Source organism: Paracoccus sp. N5 (assembly GCF_000371965.1).
Lineage (GTDB): Bacteria > Pseudomonadota > Alphaproteobacteria > Rhodobacterales > Rhodobacteraceae > Paracoccus.
On the sequence record NZ_AQUO01000001.1, the window covers coordinates 47,913 to 63,523 of the forward strand.

Genomic DNA, 15,611 nt, shown 5'->3' on the forward strand with positions numbered 1-15,611 from the left:
CCGGGGGAGGCCCGCAGGGCCGGGGGCAGCGCCCCCATTCCGCCCGCATCCGTCCCCCGTTGACCCGACCAGCGGCGCGGCCTATCTGCGAGCCATGGCACGCGCACCGCTTTTGCAACTCTCCGACATTTCGCTGACCTTCGGCGGCAACCCCGTCTTCGACGGGCTGAATCTGACCGTGCAGGAGGGCGACCGGCTGGCGCTGGTCGGCCGCAACGGCTCGGGCAAGTCCACGCTGATGAAGGTCATGGCCGGGCTGGTCGAGCCCGATGCCGGCCAGGTCATCACGCCCGCCGGCATCCATGTCGGCTATATGGAGCAGGAGCCGGACCTTGCGGCCTTTGCCACCTTGGGCGATTTCGCCCGCGCCAGCCTGGGCGACGACCAGGGCTACCGGGTCGAGATGGCGGCCGAGGGGCTGAAGTTCGACCCCGACCGGGCCGTGGCCACCGCCTCGGGCGGCGAGCGGCGGCGCGCGGCGCTGGCCCGGCTTCTGGCCGAGGCGCCCGAGCTGATGCTGCTGGACGAGCCGACGAACCATCTGGACATCGAGGCCATCGGCTGGCTCGAGGAACAGCTTTCGACCACGCGCGCGGGCTTCGTGCTGATCTCGCACGACCGCGCCTTCCTGCGGGCGCTGACGCGGGCGACGCTGTGGATCGACCGCGGCGCGGTGCGCCGCCAGGACCGCGGTTTCGAGCATTTCGAGGATTGGCGCGAAACCGTCTGGGCGGCCGAGGACGAGGCCCGCCACAAGCTGGACCGCAAGATCAAGGCCGAGGCGAAATGGGCCGTCGAGGGCATCAGCGCCCGGCGCAAGCGCAACCAGGGCCGGGTGCGCGCCCTGGCCGCGCTGCGCGAGGAACGCGCCGGCCAGATCCGCCGTCAGGGCACCGCGGCGATGGAGATGGACGCCGGCCAGCAGTCCGGCAAGCGGGTCATCGACGCCAGGGGTATCTCGAAATCCTTCGGCGAGCGGGTGATCCTGAAGCCCTTCGACCTGCGCGTGCTGCGCGGCGACCGCGTCGCCTTCGTCGGCCCGAACGGCGCCGGCAAGACCACGCTGATCAAGATGCTGACCGGCGAGCTGGCCCCCGACAACGGCGAGGTGAAGCACGGCACCAATCTCGACATTGCGGTCTTCGACCAGGCCCGCAGCGCCATCGACGAAACGGTCAGCCTGTGGGACGCGCTGGCGGGCGATCCGGCGATGCGGGTCTCGGGGCGCGCCGACCAGGTCATGGTGCGGGGCCAACCCCGCCATGTCGTCGCCTATCTCAAGGATTTCCTGTTCGACGAGGCGCAGGCCCGCGCGCCGGTCGGCAGCCTGTCGGGCGGCGAGAAGGCGCGGCTGCTGCTGGCGCGGATCATGGCCCGGCCCTCGAACCTCCTGGTGCTGGACGAGCCGACGAACGATCTGGACGTCGAGACGCTGGACCTCTTGCAGGACATCCTGGGCGATTACGACGGCACCGTTCTGCTGGTCAGCCACGACCGCGATTTCATCGACCGCGTGGCCACGACCACCGTGGCGATGGAGGGCGACGGCCGCGCCACGATCTATCCCGGCGGCTGGTCGGATTATCGCCGCCAGCGCCCCGAGACGGTCGCGGTTGCCGAGCCGCCCAAGCCCGCGGCACCGAAGCCCGCGGCACCCGAGCCAAGGGCTACCGCGCCGCGCACCGGCCTGAGCTTCACCGAGAAGAAGCGGCTCGAGGCGCTGCCCGGCATCATCGAGCGGCTCGAGGCCGAGATCGGCAAGCTGACCGAATTCCTGGCCCAGCCCGACCTGTTCCAGACCCAGCCCGCGAAATTCTCCAAGGCGAGCGAGGGGTTGACCGAGCGCCAGGCCGCGCTGGAGGCCGCCGAGGAGGAATGGCTGGATCTGGCCGGGCGCGAGCAGGGCTAGCCGCCCGCGAAAAAGCGCGGCCCCGAAGGACCGCGCCAGTCGTCGAGCCGGGGGGAGAACGGCTCAGAGTATGAAGTCCGAGGCGGCGTAGTTGCCCGCCAGGGTCGCGCCATCGGCGATGCGGATGCGCATCTCGGCTGCGGCATCGCCGTCGACATTGACCTGGAGCCAGGTCTCGGCGCCGTTGTTGATCACCCAGGCGGTGCCGGCGCCGCCATTGGTGGTGCCGTGGAAGGTGAACGCCTGATTGCCTGCGACCAGGGTATTGGCGTCGATGGCCGACAGATCGAACCGGTCGCCCGGCGCCCCGCCGGCCCCGTCGAAGCCGTTGATCAGGTCGATACCGACCCCGACCGCCGAGTCGCTGAGGGCGACAAAGCGGAAGACATCGAACCCGGCGCCATCGTTCAGCGTGTCAGAGCCTGCGCCACCAATCATGGTGTCGTTGCCGCTGCCACCCTGGATGAAATCGGCGCCTACCCCACCCGAAACGAGGTCGTTACCGCCCATGCCTTGCAGGAAGTCGTTGCCCCCAAGGCCATAGACCCTGTCGTTGCCGGCATTGGCGTTCACGCGATTCGCGCCGGCCGTGCCGTTGATCGTGTCATTGCCGATGCCCGAAAGCACGTTCTCGAAGTTCACGAAGCTTTCGCCGCCGTAGTTGGTGACGCCGGTTGCAAGGTTGATGGAATAATTCCCCGACCATGCCGTGGTGTTCAACCAGTCGGTGCCGTTGCCGCCATCCAAAGTTTCGCCGCCGCCATTTCCAGCAAGAACCGAATCGGCTCCGTCTCCAGCGTAATATTGGCCGTATCCACTGGAAATGATGGTGTCATTGCCAGAAACGCCGTAAACGGTATCAGTGCCTACACCAGCATTGATATAATCGTTACCATTGCCGCCGTAGAGATAGTCGTTACCGTTGTAACCGTAAATATAGTCGTTTCCGTCGTTTCCGTAGATGTAATTTGCGATGTCGGTTCCGATCAGCGTATCATTGCCAGAGCCGGAATAGAGATGTTCGAAATTGACGAAGCTCTCTCCGCTCCAGTTGGTGGCGCCGCTGGCGAGGTTGACGGAGTAGTCCCCGCTCCAGGCGGCGGTATTCAGCCAGTCGGTGCCGGCGCCGCCGTCCAGCGTCTCGCCGCCGCCGTTTCCGGCATAGACATAGTCGTTGTCGTTCCCGGCGGAGTAATAGCCGTAGCCGCTGGAAACGAGCGTATCGTTGCCGGCCACGCCATAGACCGTGTCGGTGCCGGTTCCGGCATGCAGATAGTCGTTGCCATTGCCGCCATAGAGGTAGTCGTTGCCGCCGTAGCCATAGATGTAATCGTTACCGTCATTGCCATACATGGTATTCGCGCCGGCGGTGCCGTAAAGCGTGTCATTGCCCGAACCGGAATAGATGTTTTCGAAATTCACGAAGCTTTCAAATGAGAAGTTGGTCGCGCCGGTGCCAAGGTTCACCGAGTAATTTCCGCTCCAGCTGGTGGTATTCAGCCAGTCGGTGCCACCGCCGCCGTCCAGCGTCTCGCCGCCGCCGCTGCCGGCATAGATATAGTCGTTGCCGGTATCGCCATAATATTGGCCGTAGCCGCTGGAAACGATCGTGTCGTTGTCTTCCCAGCCATGCACGGTATCGATGCCGGTGCCGGCGTGGATATAATCATTGCCGCTGCCGCCGGAGAGATAGTCGTTGCCGGCGTCGCCGTAGATGGTGTCGTTTCCGCCCTGACCCAGGACATAGTCATTCCCCGCCAAGGCGTAGAATACCTCATTGGCCGACGTCCCGATCAGGGTGTCGTTGCCCGTTGTGCCGGTTGGCATGTCTTCCTCCTGTTCGCATTTGTCGCTGGGGCCTGTTCCGCCCGTGTCGCGAGAGTGCGCCCGCGCCCGTGAAGCCGGCGTGAAATATGGGCTCGGCGCTGAAATCCCTGCACAATCGGCGCGAGCCATGGGCGGGACCGGGGCGGGCAGGGATTGCCCCCTGCCGCCTGCGCCGCTATCGCAGGCAAAAAGGGGGTCCGGGAACCATGAGCGTCAACACATTCGGCCGCGTCTTCACCTTCACCACCTGGGGCGAAAGCCACGGTCCGGCGCTTGGCGCCACCGTGGACGGCTGCCCGCCCGGCGTCGCGCTGGACGAGGCCTGGATCCAGCAATTCCTGGACCGCCGCCGGCCCGGCACGTCCAAATTCACCACGCAGCGGCAAGAGCCGGACCAGGTCCGCATCCTTTCGGGCGTGTTCGAGGGACGGACCACCGGCACGCCGATTCAGCTGATGATCGAGAACACCGACCAGCGCAGCAAGGATTACGGCGACATCGCCCAGGCCTTCCGTCCCGGCCATGCCGATATCGCCTATCACCTGAAATACGGCATCCGCGACTATCGCGGCGGCGGGCGGTCCAGCGCGCGCGAGACGGCGGCGCGGGTCGCGGCCGGGGGCGTCGCCCAGGCGGTGCTGCGCGACCTGGTGCCGGGGCTGAAGATCACCGGCTACATGGTGCAGATGGGCACGCTGCACCTGGACCGGGCGAATTTCGACGCGGCAGAGATCGGCAGGAACCCGTTCTTTCTGCCCGATGCCTCGGCGGTGCCGGCCTGGGAGGATTACCTGAACGGCATCCGCAAAGCCCAGGACAGCGTCGGCGCCGCGCTCGAGGTGCTGATCCAGGGCTGCCCGCCGGGCCTGGGCGCGCCGGTCTATGCCAAGCTCGACACCGACCTGGCGGCGGCGATGATGTCGATCAACGCGGTGAAGGCCGTCGAGATCGGCGAGGGCATGGCGGCGGCGGCCCTGACCGGCACCGAGAATGCCGACGAGATCCGCATGGGCAACGAGGGCCCGCGCTATCTCTCGAACCACGCCGGCGGCATCTTGGGCGGCATCTCGACCGGGCAGGATATCGTGGTCCGTTTCGCGGTGAAGCCCACGAGCTCGATCCTGACCCCGCGCCGGACCATCAACCAGAAGGGCGAGGAGATCGAGCTGATCACCAAGGGCCGGCACGACCCCTGCGTCGGCATCCGTGCCGTGCCCATCGCCGAGGCCATGGCGGCCTGCGTGATCCTGGACCATCTGCTTCTGGACCGGGCCCAGACCGGCGGCCAACGCGGCCGCATCGGCTAAGCGCGCGATTCGGCAGCGCGCAAGGGAGGGGAACGCCGTTCCCCTCTTGCCCCGCTTCGCGGGCCAATTCACCCCATGGGGTATTTTCGCAACAAAGAAGGCCCGGGCGTGGCGGCTCGGGCCTTCTTTGTTTTTCAAATACCCCTGCGGCGGTGATGTTGTCGCAAGATTGTCACAATGTTTTCGCATAACCGTCGCATCACCGGCCTAGACAGCGCGCAGGCCAAGACGGCCCGATGAACTTCAGGAGTGATCCGATGAAATCCGCCCAACTCACCGTTTCGGCCCTGGCCGTGATCGCCGCCACCGCCTCGGTCGCCTCGGCCCGCGACCAGATCCAGGTCGCCGGCTCGTCCACGGTGCTGCCCTATTCGACCATCGTCGCCGAAGCCTTCGGCGAGAATACCGACTTCCCGACCCCGGTGGTGGAATCGGGCGGTTCCTCGGCCGGTCTGAAGAAATTCTGCGAGGGCGTGGGCGAGAACACCATCGACATCGCCAACTCCTCGCGCCCGATCAAGGACAGCGAGAGGGAGGCCTGCAAGGCCGCCGGCGTGACCGACATCATGGAAGTCCGCATCGGCTATGACGGCATCGTCTTTGCCAGCGACATTGCCGGCAACGACTTCCAGTTCACCGCCGCCGACTGGTTCAACGCCCTGGCCGCCGAGGTGGTCAAGGACGGCAAGGTGGTCGCGAACCCCTATACCAAGTGGAGCGAGATCCGCGCCGACCTGCCCGAGCAGGAGATCCTGGCCTTCGTGCCCGGCACCAAGCACGGCACCCGCGAGGTCTTCGAGGAGAAGGTGATCGCGGCCGGCTGCAAGGAATCCGGCGCCGCCGAGGTCTTTGCCAAGGAAAAGGGCGAGGAGGACGGCGAATCGGCCTGCATGGCGCTGCGCACCGACGGCAAGTCCGTGGACATCGACGGCGACTATACCGAGACCCTGGCCCGCATCCAGTCGGCCAAGAACGGCATCGGCGTCTTCGGCCTGTCCTTCTATGAAAACAACACCGACAAGCTGAAGGTCGCGACCATCGCCGGCATCACCCCCTCGACCGAGACCATCGCCAAGGGCGAATACCCGGTGTCGCGCCCGCTGTTTTTCTATGTCAAGAAGCAGCACATCGGCGAGATCCAGGGCCTGAAGGAATTCGCCGAATTCTTCGTCTCGGACGAGATCGCCGGACCCGAGGGGCCGCTGGCCGCCTATGGCCTGGTCGCCGATCCGGAACTGGCCACGGTGCAGAAGGCCGTCGCCGATGAAGTGACTATGGCCGAATAAGGTGGCGGGCGCGGGGCAGGGATCCCGCGCCCTTTTCCGTTTCCAGACACTTTCCCAGCCACGAGGGCCTCATGCCTGTCTCCTGGACCCTGCTGATCGTGCTTGCGCTGGCACTGGCGGGCTATCTTGCCACCCGGGCGCGGGCCGTCGCCCTGACCGGCGGCGATACCCGCAAGCTGCATTCGCGGCCCAGCTACCACGGCTGGAACGCGGCGCTGCTGACCGCGCTGCCCGCGCTGTTCCTGATCGCCATCTGGCGCTTCGTCCAGCCGGCGGCGAATACCACCCTGGTCGCCGTGGCCGGGCTGGCGCTGGCCGCGCTGGGACTGGTCCTTGCGTTGACCCGCACCGGGCCCGCGTTCCGCGCCCGCAATGCCGTCGAAAGCATGGTCAAGGGCCTGTTGATCCTGTGCTCCAGCATCGCCATCCTGACCACCGCCGGCATCGTCTTCTCGATGCTGTTCGAGACCGGGAACTTCTTCCAGCAATATCCCTGGCAGGACTTCTTCTTCGGCACCACCTGGTCGCCAAGATTTGGCGGCGGCTCGCAGCTGGGGATCCTGCCGCTGGTCTGGGGCACGATGTATATCTCGCTGATCGCGCTGGCGGTCTCGGTGCCGATCGGGCTGTTCGCGGCAATCTATATGTCGGAATACGCCTCGCCCCGGCTGCGCAGCATCGCCAAGCCCGCGATCGAGGTGCTGGCCGGCATCCCGACCATCGTCTACGGGCTTTTCGCGCTGATCACCGTCGGGCCGATGCTGCGCGACTGGTTCGCCCAGCCGCTGGGGCTTGGCGCCTCGGGGTCGTCGGTGATGACGGCGGGGCTGGTCATGGGCATCATGCTGATCCCCTTCGTCAGCTCGCTGTCGGACGACATCATCAATGCCGTGCCGCAGAGCCTGCGCGACGGCGCGCTGGGGCTGGGCTCGACCCATTCCGAGACCATCAAGAAGGTGGTGCTGCCCGCCGCTCTGCCGGGCATCGTCGGCGCCATCCTGCTGGCCGCGTCCCGCGCCATCGGCGAGACCATGATCGTCGTCATGGGCGCCGGCGCGGCCGCGCAGATGAGCGTGAACCCCTTCGAGGCCATGACCACGATCACCGTCAAGATCGTCAGCCAGCTGACCGGAGACACCGATTTCGCCGCGCCCGAGACGCTGGTCGCCTTTGCCCTGGGCCTGACGCTGTTCGTCGTCACGCTGATGCTGAACATCATCGCCCTTTACGTCGTGCGCAAATACCGGGAGCAGTACGAATGAGCGACGCCACCTTTTCCGGCGGGCAGAAGGCCTCGCTGCTGGTCGCCGACCCGCATACCCGCAAGCGCAATGCCGCCGAATCCCGCTTTCGCGGCTATGGGCTGGCAGCGATCATCGTCTCGATGGTCATGCTGGTGGTGCTGTTGTTCACCATCCTGACCGGCGGCATCGGCGCCTTTCGCCAGACCTATCTGGAAATCCCGGTGACGCTGGATGCGGCGCAGCTCGACAAGTCCGGCACCCGCGATCCCGAGCAGATCAAGAAGGTGCTGACCCTGACCTATGGCAAGCTGTTGCAGCAGGCGCTGGACAAGGCCATTGCCGACAAGGGCATCCAGGTCGCCGACCTGTCCGACAAGGACCGCGCCGGGCTGATCTCCAAGGAGGCCTCGGCCCAGCTGCGCAACCGCGTGCTGGCCGACCCCGAACTGATCGGCCAGACCGTCGAGGCCCGCGTGCTGGTGAACGGCCGCGTGGACGGCTATTACAAGGGCCGCGTCAGCATGGAGAGCGCGGCGCGCGACGGCAATACCTCACCGGCGCAGCTGCAACTGGCGGACGCGCTGAAGGCGCAGGGCATGCTGGCGACCACTTGGAACTGGTCCTTCCTGACCATGCCCGACAGCTCGGACCAGCGCCCGGAATCGGCGGGCGTCGGCATCGCCATCCTCGGCTCGCTCTACATGATGCTGGTGGTGCTGGTGCTCTCGGTGCCGATCGGGGTCGCGGCCTCGATCTATCTGGAAGAATTCGCGCCCAAGAACCGCTGGACCGACATCATCGAGGTCAATATCTCGAACCTCGCCGCGGTGCCGTCCATCGTCTTCGGCATCCTCGGCCTGGCCGCCTTCATCAACTTCGCCGGCCTGCCGCAATCGGCGCCCATCGTCGGCGGGTTGGTGCTGACGCTGATGACGCTGCCCACCATCATCATCGCCACCCGCGCGGCGCTGAAGGCGGTGCCGCCCTCGATCCGCGACGCGGCGCTGGGGGTGGGGGCGTCCAGGATGCAGTCGGTGTTCCACCACGTCCTGCCGCTGGCGCTGCCGGGCATCCTGACCGGCACCATCATCGGCCTGGCGCAAGCCCTGGGCGAGACCGCGCCGCTGCTGCTGATCGGCATGGTGGCCTTCGTCAAGAACTTCCCCGCCGCGCCGCCGGACGGGCTGTTCGACCCCGCCTCGGCCCTGCCGGTGCAGGTCTTCAACTGGACCCAGCGCGCGGACCCCGCCTTCATGGAACGGGCCTCGGGGGCGATCATCGTCCTGCTGGTGTTCCTGCTCTGCATGAACCTTCTTGCCATCTTCCTGCGTCGCAAGTTCGAGCGTCGGTGGTAAACCCGGGACGGAGAACCGATATGAACGACATGAGAACCCTGGAGCGTGCCGTGGAGCAGACGGAAAACAAGATCTCGGCACGGAATGTGCAGGTCTGGTACGGCGACAAGCACGCCATCAAGGACGTGAACGTCGACATCCTCGACAAGACCGTGACCGCCTTCATCGGTCCGTCGGGCTGCGGCAAGTCCACCTTTCTGCGCTGCCTGAACCGGATGAACGACACCATCGACATCAGCCGGGTCGAGGGCAAGATCATGCTGGACGGCGAGGACATCTATGACCGCCGCGTCGATCCGGTGCAGCTGCGCGCCCGCGTCGGCATGGTGTTCCAGAAGCCGAACCCGTTTCCGAAGTCGATCTTCGACAACGTGGCCTATGGCCCGCGCATCCACGGCCTTGCGCGCAACCGCGCCGAGCTGGACGAGATCGTGGAACGCTCGCTGCGGGGCGCGGCGCTGTGGAACGAGGTCAAGGACCGTCTGCAGGATCCCGGCACCGGCCTGTCCGGCGGTCAGCAGCAGCGGCTTTGCATCGCCCGCGCCGTCGCGACCCAGCCCGAGGTGCTGCTGATGGACGAGCCCTGTTCGGCGCTGGACCCCATCGCCACCGGCCAGGTCGAGGAGCTGATCGACCAGCTGCGCGCCGAATTCTCGGTGGTGATCGTGACCCACTCGATGCAGCAGGCGGCGCGGGTCAGCCAGAAGACCGCCTTCTTCCACCTGGGCAACCTGGTGGAATATGGCAGCACGGACGACATCTTCACCAATCCGCGCGACCCGCGCACCGAAAGCTATATCTCGGGCCGCATCGGCTAGGCCGGAAAGGGATCTGACATGAACAACGAACGCCATATCCTCTCGGCCTTCGACCGCGACCTGGAGACCGTGCAGGCGCTGGTCGTCAAGATGGGCGGCATGGTCGAAAGCGCCATCCACGACGCCGCCACCGCGCTGGAAAGCCGCGACGAGGAGAAATCCGAAGAGGTCCGCCGCCGCGACAAGGCCATCGACGCGCTGGAGATGCAGATCAATGAAGAGGCGGCGCGGCTGATCGCGCTGCGCGCCCCCCGCGCCACCGACCTGCGCATGGTGCTGTCGGTGATCAAGATCTCGCATATCCTGGAGCGCGTCGGCGACTATGCCAAGAACATCGCCAAGCGCAGCCACGTCCTGGCCGAGATGCCCGCCATCGAAGGCGCCGGCATGGCGCTGCGCCGCATGTCGGCCACGGTCGAGGCGATGATGAAGGACGCGCTGGACAGCTATATCCAGCGCGACGCCGCCCTGGCCGAGGACGTGCGCAAGCGCGACCTGGAAGTCGACCAGATGTATAACGCGCTGTTCCGCGAGTTCCTGACCTATATGATGGAGGATCCGCGCAACATCACCGCCTGCATGCACCTGCATTTCATCGCCAAGAACATCGAGCGCATGGGTGACCATGCCACCGGCATCGCCGAGCAGGTGATCTATATCGCCACCGGCGAGCTGCCCGAGGACGCGCGCCCCAAAGGCGAAAGCGTGCCGCGGCTGGAAGGGGCGTGAGCCATGGCACAATCGCAACCCTGCGTTCTGGTGGTCGAGGATGAGGGCGCGCAGCGCGAGGTGCTGAAATACAACCTCGAAGCCGAGGGCTTTGCCGTCGTCATGGCCGAGAACGGCGACGAGGCCATGCTGCTGGTCGCCGAGGAACAGCCCGACCTGATCGTGCTCGACTGGATGCTGCCCAATGTCTCGGGCATCGAGGTCTGCCGCCGGGTCAAGGCCGACCCCTCGACGCGGGCCATCCCGATCATCATGCTCTCGGCCCGGTCCGAGGAGGTGGACCGGGTGCGCGGCCTGGAAACCGGCGCCGACGACTATGTCGTGAAGCCCTATTCCGTGGTCGAGCTGATGGCGCGGCTGCGCACCCAGTTGCGCCGCACCCGCCCGGCCTCGATGGGCGAGCGGCTGAGCTTTGCCGACATCATCCTGGATTCATCCGAGCATCGGGTGTTCCGGGGCGGCCAGCCGCTGCACCTGGGTCCGACCGAGTTCCGCCTGCTGTCGACGCTGATGGAAAAGCCGGGCCGGGTCTGGACGCGCGAGCAATTGCTGGACCGGGTCTGGGGCCGCGACATCTATGTCGATACCCGCACCATCGACGTGCATGTCGGCCGGCTGCGCAAGGCGCTGATGGCGCATGGCGGCGACAATCCGGTGCGCACCGTGCGCGGCGCCGGCTATTCGCTGGGCTGAGGCCCAGGGCAGCGCGAACGCAGAAAGGGCCGGCGCGACGCCGGCCCTTTCGCATGTCGATGCGGCTGGTTACTGGACCAGCGGCTTGTGGTGCTGGGCGTGGCGCACCGCCAGCTTGCGGCCGGTGCGGCCCGAGGCCAGCAGCCGCGCGCCGGCGGGCTGCTCATCCTCGGCCCGCTCGCGCAGTTCCGGGAAGATCGCGAAGATTTCCTCGCGCGCGCTGGCGCCGACGGATTTCAGCGCCTCGGTGCCGGTATAGAGCGACTCGGTCTCGGCCCCTTCCGACAGCACGATCTCGTGGCGGTCGAACAGGATGTGGAAATATTCCACCGATTCCAGGTCATGGGCGACGTCGATCCCGTCGATCTGCAGCAGTTGCTTGGCGGCGACCAGAACCTCGGCGCAACCGAACATCTTCTGCGCGATCTTCGAACGCACCAAGATGCGGTGCTGCGGCGAGACGACCAGGTCGCGCTCGGGCAGACCCTGGCCCAGCGCGCCGGCCGAGATGCGGATCGGGCGCAGGTTCGGGTTGACCGCCAGCGACTTGGCGCACAGCACGCGCGAACCGATCCAGCGCACGTCCTGCGCGCCGTGGTCGCGGGTGATGACCTTCATGCCGGCGCGCAGGTCCTCGACCGCGACGGGGCCGTCCTCGGTCTGGATCAGCGTGCCGCGCGCGAAGCAGGGGAAGCAGTGCCGGTCGGTGAAGATGCCGTCGTGGCACAGATCGTAGCAATGCGGGTCGCGGGGGAACTCGACCGAGACGATCGGGCGGGTGGTCAGCGCCTGCACCTCGGCCTCGGAGGCGCCATGGGGCGGCGGCATCAGGAAGGTGTTGCCGCCGGTGTCCTGCATGATGCGGACCGGGATCGACAGCGTCTCGGTGCTGCCGTCGGGGTTCAGGAAGGTGACGGAGGTATTCTTGACGATGAAGGTCGAATCCACCTGATAGCTGTTCTCGTGGCCGTCGCCGTCGGCGTCGTGCCGGATGGTTTCCGAGAATTTGCCGAACAGCCCGTCATTGGTCTTGATGACGCCGTCGTGGTTGCGGTCATTGGCGCTGACCTCGACCAGTTGCTTCGACAGCGGGTCGCTGTCCGAGCCGTAGCTGGTGTTGCCCAGGACCTTGCTGGCCTTTTCCGCGCCGGGGAAGAGCTCGTTGGGATCCATGTCGGCCATCTTGCCGAGATAGATCATGTTTTCGCAGCCGGGGCCCGAGGGGCCGCAATGGTCGCCGCCGTGGTTGGTGGTCATCATTAACATCCTGATCAGATACGCGCCTTGGTCACAGGCGGCGTAATCGGTTACCTTGCCCGTCCGCCCGGGTAACCAGCGCATCCGTGTGCCATAGGGGCGTTCCCGGCTAAGACCGGCCGGCGGAGACTCGTTACCAGGCTGCAACACGCAACATCGGTCCACATGGCCCGACGCCTTTTCATCCAAATTGTTCACGTTTTTGGCAAGCGCAAATACTGAACTGATAGTTCGGTATTGTTCTGGAGTAGGAAGGTGCCGATGGAAGTTTTAGATTAATTTCAAATAACTTGCGCTTTCCAGAGAACCTAGGCGCCTTCAGGCCGATCCTGGCACCAGAATAGCGTTAACCTTATTTAGATTGAATGTTGCATATTTGCTGCAAGCAGGGGTGGTGCAGCGCTGCGGCGTAAAGCCGGCCCCTCAGCCAGGGCCAGGAAGGGAGGAGTCGTCATGACGTTGCCACCCTCACATGGCGATCAAACAGCGGCTCAACCGCCTTTCTGGATGAAGGAATGACGTTCCGCGAGATCGCGCATAAACTGGCCGATTCTGAAGTCTCGGAAGTCCGGAGTGAGCAAATCCGCGAGATCGCCCGTGCCTTTGGCGTCCCGCCAGCCATCCTTTTCGAGACCAGCCGCGCCACCTGGTTGAATTATGAGCAATCGCGCGGGGATTTTCTCAATGGCACCCCGCGCCCCTGGCTCTCCCGTTGGGCCGCCGCCTATACGCGCTGCCTGATCGCCCCCGGAGGTCGCCCGGTCTTCGTGATCGAGGCAGTTGCGACGATATATTGTCTGTGGATCCGTGCCACGGCGTTCACCGCCGGAGCCGTGGCTGGCCGAACAGCTGCAGCGATCCGGCAAGCTGTTCATGGAGTTCGCAGAGGACCGTGGCCCCAGTGGGGCCGCGTAAGCCCCGGAGAACACCACCGCTCCGGTGCTGGATCCGGGGCGCGGGACGACAAAGACCGGATATCTCTGGGCCTTGGCCCGCGATGACTGGCCATGGGGCGGCGAGGATCTGCCCGGCGTGGTCTACTTCTACGCCCCGGCGGCCATTGAAGCTCTCGACGAAGCCGTTCTGCATCGGTTTGCCGGGTGGGATGTAGTGCCACTCAACGCGTTCTTCCTGCCAGCGCAGGATCGCGTTCGAAGTCGACTCGGTGCCGTTGTCGGAGAGCACCATACAGGGCAGACCCCGCATCTCGGCGATCCGGTCGAGTTCCCGGGCGACCCGGTGCCCGGTGGGCGAGGTGTCGACGACCGCCGCCAGGCATTCCCGGCTGAAGTCGTCGCGCACGCACAGGATCCGGAACCTGCGGCCATGGACCAGGCTGTCGGAGACGAAGTCCAAGCTCCAGCGCTGGTTCGGTCCCTGCGGGATCGCCATCGGCGCCCGCGTTCCGAGCGCCCGCTTGTGGCCGCCGCGCTTGCGCACCGTCAGCCGCTCTACGCCGCAGGCGGTAGAGCTTCTTCCCGTTCACCTCCCGGCCCTCCCGAGCGAGCAGGATGTGCAGGCGTCGGTAGCCGAAGCGTCGCCGTTCACGTCATCCGGCCGGGTGGACCGGCAACGGAAGACCCGCGGATCGATCCCGACCAGCCCGCAGGCACGACGTTGCGTATAGCTCTTCGGACATGGCCCATCACGGCGCTTCTCCTTGCCCCGGGCTTCAGAAGTTTTTTCCGAGCATCTCGCGGAGCGTCGAGACATCCATCATCGACTCCGCAAGCAGCTTCTTCAGTCGCGCGTTCTCGTCCTCGAGCTGCTTCAGCCGCTTCGCCTCGCTGACCTCCAGGCCGCCATACCTCGAGCGCCACTTGCAGAAGATCGCATCGCTGATGCCGTGCTCGCGGCACTGAGCTACTCCCCATCTCTTGGACAGTTTCCGGGATGATTTAAGCTACTCTCTGCCCCTGCTGATCGGTTTCGATCTGGTTGAAGTAGACCACGGCGGGCGGCTGTCCGCCATGGGCGGCGTGGGGCCGCTGGTGGTTGTAGAAGGTGATCCATCGGCCAACGCCCGCCTTCGCCTGCGAGCCGGTCTCCCAGGCGTGCAGATAGACGCACTCATACTTCAGGGACCGCCAAAGGCGCTCGATGAAGATGTTGTCGAGACACCGGCCCTTGCCGTCCATCGAGATCCGGGTGCCGATCCGTTTCAGCCGGTCGGTCCAGGCGAAGGACGTGAACTGCGAGCCCTGATCGGTGTTCATGATCTCGGGCGGGCCGAAGCGGTGGACCGCCTCGTTCAGCGCCTCGACGCAGAAGTCGGCTTCGAGCGTGTTCGAGATGCGCCAGGCCAGCACCTTGCGGGTGAACCAGTCCATGATGGCGACCAGGTAGAGGAAGCCTCGTCGCATCGGCAGATAGGTGATGTCGGCACACCAGGCATGGTTGTGCCGATCGACCCGCAGGCCACCCAGCAGATAGGGGTAGGTCTTGTGCCCCTTCGCAGGCTTGCTGGTGTTGGGCTTCTGGTAGATCGGCATCAGACGCATGAGCCGCATCAGCCGCCGGATGCGCTTCATGTTCACTGGGTGCCCTTCGTTCTGCAGGTGCCAGGTCATCTGCTGGACGCCGTAGAAGGGGGTTTCCAGGAACTGACGGTCGATCAGCCGCATGAGCGCCAGGTTCATCTCGGTCTCGCCCTGCGGTGCGTAGTAGAACGACGACCGCGAGATCGACAGCAGACGGCATTGCGCCCCGACCGACAGCGTGGGGTGAGAGCGTTCGATCATCCCGCGCCTCACCTGCCGGTCCAGGGCTTGAGCTTTCGTGACAAAAAATCGTTGGCGACGGCCAGCTCTCCGATCTTGGCGTGCAGCGATCGCACCGTCTCCTCGTCGACCTCGGCCTTCTTCTTCCTGCCGCGTTCGAAGATGTCCGATGCCCCCTCGAGCAGCGCCTTCTTCCACTGGTGGATCATCGTCGGATGCACGCCGTATTCCGCGGCCAGCTCCGACACGGTGCGCTCGCCCTTCACGGCTTCCAGCGCCACGCGAGCCTTGAAGCCCGCGTCATGGTTCCTGCGTTTCGACATCGTCTGTTCTCCTCGTTCTTGGAGACCAGCAGACGGAAGATCAGAGCTTACGTCACTGTCCGATTTTCGGGGAGGTGCTCAGGCCGTCCTGCTTATCGCCCGCCGCTAGGCTCCAGACTCATTAACTTTAGAGCCAGAAGAAG

10 protein-coding genes and 4 pseudogenes are annotated in these 15,611 nt (G+C 65.5%); 10 read left to right on the top strand and 4 right to left on the bottom strand.

What is annotated here, in order from left to right:
- The first annotated feature begins 94 nt into the window (after positions 1-94).
- Complete coding sequence (locus PARN5_RS0100255; RefSeq protein WP_026155053.1) at positions 95-1,909, top strand: ATP-binding cassette domain-containing protein; 1,815 nt, start codon at positions 95-97, stop codon at positions 1,907-1,909.
- Positions 1,910-1,972: 63 nt separating this feature from the next.
- On the opposite strand, the gene PARN5_RS21350 is transcribed toward PARN5_RS0100255, so the two are convergent.
- Entirely contained in the window at positions 1,973-3,736 is a 1,764-nt protein-coding gene (locus tag PARN5_RS21350; RefSeq protein WP_017997795.1) for a calcium-binding protein, read from the bottom strand.
- Between the two features lie 206 nt (positions 3,737-3,942).
- On the opposite strand from PARN5_RS21350, the gene aroC reads away from it, so the two are divergent.
- The 7 genes from aroC to phoB all read left to right on the top strand — a co-directional run bounded on the left by aroC (position 3,943) and on the right by phoB (position 11,168).
- Positions 3,943-5,043, top strand: a complete 1,101-nt coding sequence (gene aroC / locus PARN5_RS0100265; RefSeq protein WP_017997796.1) for a chorismate synthase — start codon at positions 3,943-3,945, stop codon at positions 5,041-5,043.
- A gap of 257 nt (positions 5,044-5,300) precedes the next feature.
- Positions 5,301-6,329, top strand: coding sequence for a substrate-binding domain-containing protein (locus tag PARN5_RS0100270; protein WP_017997797.1), 1,029 nt, complete (start codon positions 5,301-5,303; stop codon positions 6,327-6,329).
- A 71-nt stretch (positions 6,330-6,400) separates the two neighbouring features.
- A complete protein-coding gene (gene pstC / locus PARN5_RS0100275) occupies positions 6,401-7,591 on the top strand; it encodes a phosphate ABC transporter permease subunit PstC (RefSeq protein WP_017997798.1) in 1,191 nt (396 codons plus the stop codon).
- Entirely contained in the window at positions 7,588-8,928 is a 1,341-nt protein-coding gene (gene pstA, locus PARN5_RS0100280; protein WP_017997799.1) for a phosphate ABC transporter permease PstA, read from the top strand. The genes pstC and pstA overlap by 4 nt, the downstream gene beginning before the upstream one ends.
- 20 nt (positions 8,929-8,948) lie before the next feature.
- On the top strand, positions 8,949-9,746 hold the full coding sequence (gene pstB, locus PARN5_RS0100285) for a phosphate ABC transporter ATP-binding protein PstB (protein WP_017997800.1): 798 nt from the start codon (positions 8,949-8,951) through the stop codon (positions 9,744-9,746).
- 18 nt (positions 9,747-9,764) lie between these two features.
- Entirely contained in the window at positions 9,765-10,475 is a 711-nt protein-coding gene (phoU, locus tag PARN5_RS0100290; RefSeq protein WP_017997801.1) for a phosphate signaling complex protein PhoU, read from the top strand.
- A gap of 3 nt (positions 10,476-10,478) precedes the next feature.
- Entirely contained in the window at positions 10,479-11,168 is a 690-nt protein-coding gene (gene phoB, locus PARN5_RS0100295; RefSeq protein ID WP_017997802.1) for a phosphate regulon transcriptional regulator PhoB, read from the top strand.
- Between the two features lie 69 nt (positions 11,169-11,237).
- On the opposite strand, the gene PARN5_RS23070 is transcribed toward phoB, so the two are convergent.
- The gene (locus PARN5_RS23070; RefSeq protein ID WP_232419262.1) at positions 11,238-12,425 is read right to left on the bottom strand and encodes a Hint domain-containing protein; all 1,188 of its coding nucleotides are present in this window, start codon (positions 12,423-12,425) and stop codon (positions 11,238-11,240) included.
- 491 nt (positions 12,426-12,916) lie between these two features.
- Here PARN5_RS23070 and PARN5_RS24670 point away from each other — a divergent pair.
- Both PARN5_RS24670 and PARN5_RS24675 read left to right on the top strand, forming a co-directional pair.
- Positions 12,917-13,168, top strand: a pseudogene (locus tag PARN5_RS24670) (phage portal protein); the annotation flags it as partial.
- A gap of 178 nt (positions 13,169-13,346) precedes the next feature.
- Positions 13,347-13,478: pseudogene (locus tag PARN5_RS24675) on the top strand (transposase); the annotation flags it as partial.
- Here PARN5_RS24675 and PARN5_RS21360 read toward each other — a convergent pair.
- Positions 13,479-14,283 (bottom strand): annotated as a pseudogene (locus tag PARN5_RS21360) (IS3 family transposase); the annotation flags it as partial. It lies immediately after the preceding pseudogene.
- A gap of 40 nt (positions 14,284-14,323) precedes the next feature.
- A pseudogene (locus PARN5_RS0100310) lies at positions 14,324-15,468 on the bottom strand (IS3 family transposase).
- Positions 15,469-15,611: the final 143 nt, after the last annotated feature.

Bases quoted from the DNA above. Each gene is read 5' to 3' on its own strand.
- PARN5_RS23070 (WP_232419262.1), bottom strand. From the start codon at position 12,425: ATGACCACCAACCACGGCGGCGACCATTGCGGCCCCTCGGGCCCCGGC.
- phoU (WP_017997801.1), top strand. From the start codon at position 9,765: ATGAACAACGAACGCCATATCCTCTCGGCCTTCGACCGCGACCTGGAG.
- PARN5_RS0100270 (WP_017997797.1), top strand. From the start codon at position 5,301: ATGAAATCCGCCCAACTCACCGTTTCGGCCCTGGCCGTGATCGCCGCC.
- pstB (WP_017997800.1), top strand. From the start codon at position 8,949: ATGAACGACATGAGAACCCTGGAGCGTGCCGTGGAGCAGACGGAAAAC.
- pstC (WP_017997798.1), top strand. From the start codon at position 6,401: ATGCCTGTCTCCTGGACCCTGCTGATCGTGCTTGCGCTGGCACTGGCG.
- PARN5_RS0100255 (WP_026155053.1), top strand. From the start codon at position 95: ATGGCACGCGCACCGCTTTTGCAACTCTCCGACATTTCGCTGACCTTC.
- pstA (WP_017997799.1), top strand. From the start codon at position 7,588: ATGAGCGACGCCACCTTTTCCGGCGGGCAGAAGGCCTCGCTGCTGGTC.
- PARN5_RS21350 (WP_017997795.1), bottom strand. From the start codon at position 3,736: ATGCCAACCGGCACAACGGGCAACGACACCCTGATCGGGACGTCGGCC.
- aroC (WP_017997796.1), top strand. From the start codon at position 3,943: ATGAGCGTCAACACATTCGGCCGCGTCTTCACCTTCACCACCTGGGGC.
- phoB (WP_017997802.1), top strand. From the start codon at position 10,479: ATGGCACAATCGCAACCCTGCGTTCTGGTGGTCGAGGATGAGGGCGCG.